The organism is Candidatus Thiothrix phosphatis (assembly GCF_035668035.1).
GTDB classification, from domain to species: Bacteria; Pseudomonadota; Gammaproteobacteria; order Thiotrichales; family Thiotrichaceae; genus Thiothrix; species Thiothrix phosphatis.
In genome coordinates, this window is the sequence record NZ_JAYMYJ010000024.1 from 1 (window position 1) to 4029 (window position 4029).

Annotated in this window: 5 protein-coding genes; 2 read left to right on the top strand and 3 right to left on the bottom strand. The window is 56.7% G+C overall.

The annotated features are described in order from the left end of the window. The first annotated feature begins 230 nt into the window (after positions 1–230). Positions 231–569, top strand: coding sequence for a hypothetical protein (locus tag VSS37_RS02655; protein ID WP_324693083.1), 339 nt, complete (start codon positions 231–233; stop codon positions 567–569). A 104-nt stretch (positions 570–673) separates the two neighbouring features. After that, complete coding sequence (gene mtgA, locus VSS37_RS02660; protein ID WP_324693084.1) at positions 674–1378, top strand: monofunctional biosynthetic peptidoglycan transglycosylase; 705 nt, start codon at positions 674–676, stop codon at positions 1376–1378. Here the strand turns inward: mtgA and VSS37_RS02665 are convergent. Genes VSS37_RS02665 through VSS37_RS02675 form a run of 3 tightly spaced genes read right to left on the bottom strand, consistent with a single transcriptional unit; the run spans position 1375 to position 3924 of the window. Then, on the bottom strand, positions 1375–2235 hold the full coding sequence (locus VSS37_RS02665; RefSeq protein WP_324693085.1) for an efflux RND transporter periplasmic adaptor subunit: 861 nt from the start codon (positions 2233–2235) through the stop codon (positions 1375–1377). The two genes, mtgA and VSS37_RS02665, sit on opposite strands and share 4 nt — an antisense overlap. Then, a complete protein-coding gene (locus VSS37_RS02670) occupies positions 2232–3203 on the bottom strand; it encodes a hypothetical protein (protein WP_324693086.1) in 972 nt (323 codons plus the stop codon). Before VSS37_RS02670 ends, VSS37_RS02665 begins: the two co-directional genes overlap by 4 nt. A 10-nt stretch (positions 3204–3213) precedes the next feature. Then, the gene (locus VSS37_RS02675; RefSeq protein WP_324693087.1) at positions 3214–3924 is read right to left on the bottom strand and encodes a thioredoxin family protein; all 711 of its coding nucleotides are present in this window, start codon (positions 3922–3924) and stop codon (positions 3214–3216) included. Positions 3925–4029 lie beyond the last annotated feature (105 nt).

Here is a 4029-nt window from a genome sequence, read left to right on the forward strand (position 1 = left end):
TGAAAACCGTTGAACTGAAAGGTTCCGGGGGTTCGAATCCCTCGCTCTCCGCCATCGATTAGGACTGGGAAGTCCCAAAACATCCTGAAACCCGCATTCCAGCGGGTTTTTTTATGCCTGGGTTGCCTGGATTGTCCGGAAGGGTTGCTGGAAGCCGGAGTATGTTGGGGGTATATTGAGGGTAAAAGCTGGTTGGATTGGACATTTAGCACGGATACAAGGCAACTAAGATGAAACTGACAGGATGTTGGGTATTGGCGGGGTTGGCGTTGTTGGCGGCCTGTTCGGGCAAGCCTGAGGAAACGGCGAAACAAGCGCCTTCCTCACCGGCGCTCCAGACACAAGCGGCTCTGGAAGCTGCCATGTCCCCGGAACAAAAGGCCGCTTTTGAGGCGCAATTGCAGCTCATACAGTTGCAGCAACAGATCCTATTAAGCAATCAGGTAATGCAGACGGCGCGGGAGATTAACCGTGAAGCCAGTGACAGCATCCGTTATACGGGCATGACCACCGCCTGCTCCATCAGTGGGAATTGCAGGGTGGAAGTGCACGAATATCCCCGTTATTGATAAGTTTCCCTTCCTAATGATAATAAGCAGCCTTTGTAGTTGTGCCAGAACAGGAAACTGGCTAAATTGCGGCTGCATTTGATTGTTGGGGAAGTGTTTAATTTATGTCGTTGCCCAAATGGCCCTGGTTGCGTTGGTTATGGTATCTGCCAATGGGGGCTGCATTGCTGTTGGTGGTTTGCCTGCTGGTGTTCCGCTGGGTTCCGGTGCCGACTTCGGCCTTCATGCTACAGCAGGATATTGTCGCCATCTTTGACAAGGACACGCCGTTTGTGCGGCATGACTGGGTGAGCCTGGAACAGATTCCGCGCCACATGCAACTGGCGGTCATCGCCTCCGAAGACCAGCGTTTTGCCGAACACTGGGGAATCGATATGCAGGCGACTTCCGCCGCCATCCATGCCGAACTGGCGGGACGCAAAACCGGCGGTGGCAGCACGATCACCCAACAGCTGGCGAAAAACCTGTTTTTGTGGGAAGGCCGCAGCTATGTCCGCAAAGGGCTTGAATGGGTTCTCGCCAGCCTGATCGAAGTTTTCTGGTCAAAAGAACGGATTCTGGAGGTCTACCTGAACAGCGCCCAGTTCGGCAAGGCGGATTATGGCGTCGGGGCGGCGGCGCAAAACCTGCTGAAAAAGCCGGTGAACCGATTGAGCGCGGCGGATGCGGCCTTGCTGGCGGCGGTGCTGCCATCCCCGGAACATTACAGTGTGGCCAAACCGTCCGGTTATGTGCGTTTTCGCCAGAACCACATCCTGCGCCAGATGCGTTCGATCGGCGGGGCGGCGTATCTGCAAAAGTTGGATTAGGGCAAGATCACTTTCACCGTTTCCGATGGCCGCAGCAATTCTTTGGCATCCCGTTTGAAAATGATGTCGAGTTCATAGATGGCGCCTTCCGGCTCGATGCGGACGGCCTCCACCCCCTGGCTGTAAACTTTGCCGTTGCGGGTTCCGCCGTTCACCAGGATGCTGGCGGAAGAACCGACCGGGTAACGCCGCAACACGTCCGCCGTCACCAGCGCTCGGGCCAGCATCTGGTCATCAGGCGCCAGGGAAATGAGCGGCTGGTCTTGTTTGCTGGCGAAGATGACTGCGCCCTGCCAGACATTGTTGGCGACAATGATGCCAGCGAACGGTGCTTTCAGCTCGGTATGGTCTAGCTCAACCTGCGCGGCTTCCGTCGCTGCCTTGGCGGATTCCATCTCGGATTGGGCGACAGCCTGCTTGAGTTCGCTGCCTTTCAGCTCCTCCTCGGCGATCAGGCCACGGTCGAACAGTTCCTGGGCGCGGGTTATGTCGCGTCCGGCTTCGTCACTGCCCAGTTGGGCGCGGGCGATGCGGGCTTTGGCTTCTGTCAGGCCAGCCCGCTGCTTGCGTTGGTCCATTTGCAGCAGCACTTCACCTTTGTTGACATGCTGGCCGGTCGTGACATTGACTTTTTCCACAACGCCATTGTCCACCACCCGCATGTCGACCTTATGCACCCATTCCAGCCGCCCTTTCAGCTCCAGCGCTTGTGCGGCGGCACTGCCCATCAGCATGACAGGAAACAGCAGGCAGGCCGGAGCCTGTTTGCTGAACACAACCGGCCTGAACAGTCGGCCTGTATTGGCAATGTTTTGGGAAACTGGCTCCGGCCCGCCGTTGTGCGAGGTTCGCTTCATTCCGCCTTCTCCTTTTCCTTTTGCTTTCCTGCTTTTGGCAATGGCCAGACAGGTTTGCCTTGCAGGGCGTTCAACTGCGCCAGCGTCAGCGCCTGGCAAAGCTGGATTTGCTGTTTCTGCAAGCGCGCTTTGCTTTGCTGGGTCATGGCGTCGCCCAGGTCGGCTTTGACTTCCTGCTCGTACAGGGTGCGGCTGCGCTCCAGGTAATAGTCGCGCCAGAGAATTTCGGCTTCGGCACGTTGCGCCGCCACTTTGAAAATATCCAGCCGCAGCAGCAATTCGATGAAGGTTTGCCGCAATTCCATGTCAATGATGGCGCGCTCATCGCCGCTGGCGTCGCTGCGCCGCTCCGACAGCCATTTATTGCCTTGCAGGCTGGTTTCAATCAGCTTGTCCAGCGGCGACTCATCGGTCAGGAGGTTGCCAAGATCCGGCGGTTTCAGTTCATTCGACAGTTTTTGCGGATTGTTGATGGCCTGCGCCAACAGCGAACGGGTCAGGCGCAATGAGGCGGTGCTGGCGGCGGCTTGCTGGCGGACGATCTGATATTCGGCGTCCAGTTCCGCCACATCCATGTCGGAGAATTCTTTCAAGTCCCGGCGGGTGCGGGTGCGGTCGAGCGGAATGTAGTAAACCGCCTGGTTCTCGTTGTCCCGTGCGGAGCTGGCGTCGGCCAGCAGCACGTCAAAGAAGCGCTGCATGATTGCCAGCCGTTGGTTTTCCAGCGGCGGGAGCAGGGTCGGCAATAGCCGGTCGCGTTGGCTGTCGAGGCTGGTGCTGTTGTTATAGGCAAGGTCATGGCAATCCAGGTACAACGGTTGTGGCTCGGGATGGCGCAGGGCGGCTTCCGGCGTCAGTTGGGTGCGTGGATGCCCCTCCGCATAATTCAACGCCTGTTCAAGGCTGATGGGGTCAGGAATTTCCGCCGCCGCCAACGGCAACGCCAGACTGCCAACCAAGAGCGCCATCCAAAGCGGCTTAACCCTTGGCATCATCCGCCTTGAGTGCTGCTTCCGCTTCGTGTTTGTATTTGATGAAAGGCATGTCTTCGTTTTTCTTGTCGGCAATGAATTTGCCAAACAGCATGAATTCATTGGCGTCCTTGGTGGCTCCGGTCAGGCGCCCATTTTTCAGCGGTGAGCCATCCAGGCCGATGAACTGGAAGACTGGGGTGGCGCGGACACGGAATTCCTTCAGGGCGAAATTTTTCTGGGTGATGCTTTCACCTTTGAAATTGGTCATCTCCACATCGCCTTCGATGTCCACACTCACAATGCGGAAATGTTGCTTGAAGTAGTCCTGAATGTCGCTGCGGTTGAGCACGGTGGTTTTCATGCGGTGGCAGAACGGGCATTCCTCCATTTCAAACATGACCAGCAGCGCTTCCTTGCCATCCTGTTTGGCGGTTTCCAGCTCTTCCTTCATGTCATTGAAGCTTTCGTCGAAAAACAGGCTGACATCCCGGGTTTCAACCTTGCCGGTGTCGCCCGCCTCAGCAGTTTTGTCCGTTGGTTTGGCGTCCGCGCCAGCCGCCGCGCCCACATCGGTGCTGGCTTTGTCATCGGTTGGTTTGTCGGCAGCAGAGACGTTGGCGGCTTTGTCTGTCTCGGCTGGTTTTTCTTCCGCGACAGCGACGGACGTGGAAATGCTCAACGCCATGAGCGTGGTCAGCAAAATCGTGCGTAACACTCTGTAATCCTCCTCAAGATTATGTGCCTGCGAACGTTCGTTTACATTTCGTATGCTAGGGATAAACCCAAGCGTATTCAAGCAGGGAACGTTATTGCTGTTAAA

Bases quoted from the DNA above. Each gene is read 5' to 3' on its own strand.
- VSS37_RS02655 (WP_324693083.1), top strand. From the start codon at position 231: ATGAAACTGACAGGATGTTGGGTATTGGCGGGGTTGGCGTTGTTGGCG.
- mtgA (WP_324693084.1), top strand. From the start codon at position 674: ATGTCGTTGCCCAAATGGCCCTGGTTGCGTTGGTTATGGTATCTGCCA.
- VSS37_RS02665 (WP_324693085.1), bottom strand. From the start codon at position 2,235: ATGAAGCGAACCTCGCACAACGGCGGGCCGGAGCCAGTTTCCCAAAAC.
- VSS37_RS02670 (WP_324693086.1), bottom strand. From the start codon at position 3,203: ATGGCGCTCTTGGTTGGCAGTCTGGCGTTGCCGTTGGCGGCGGCGGAA.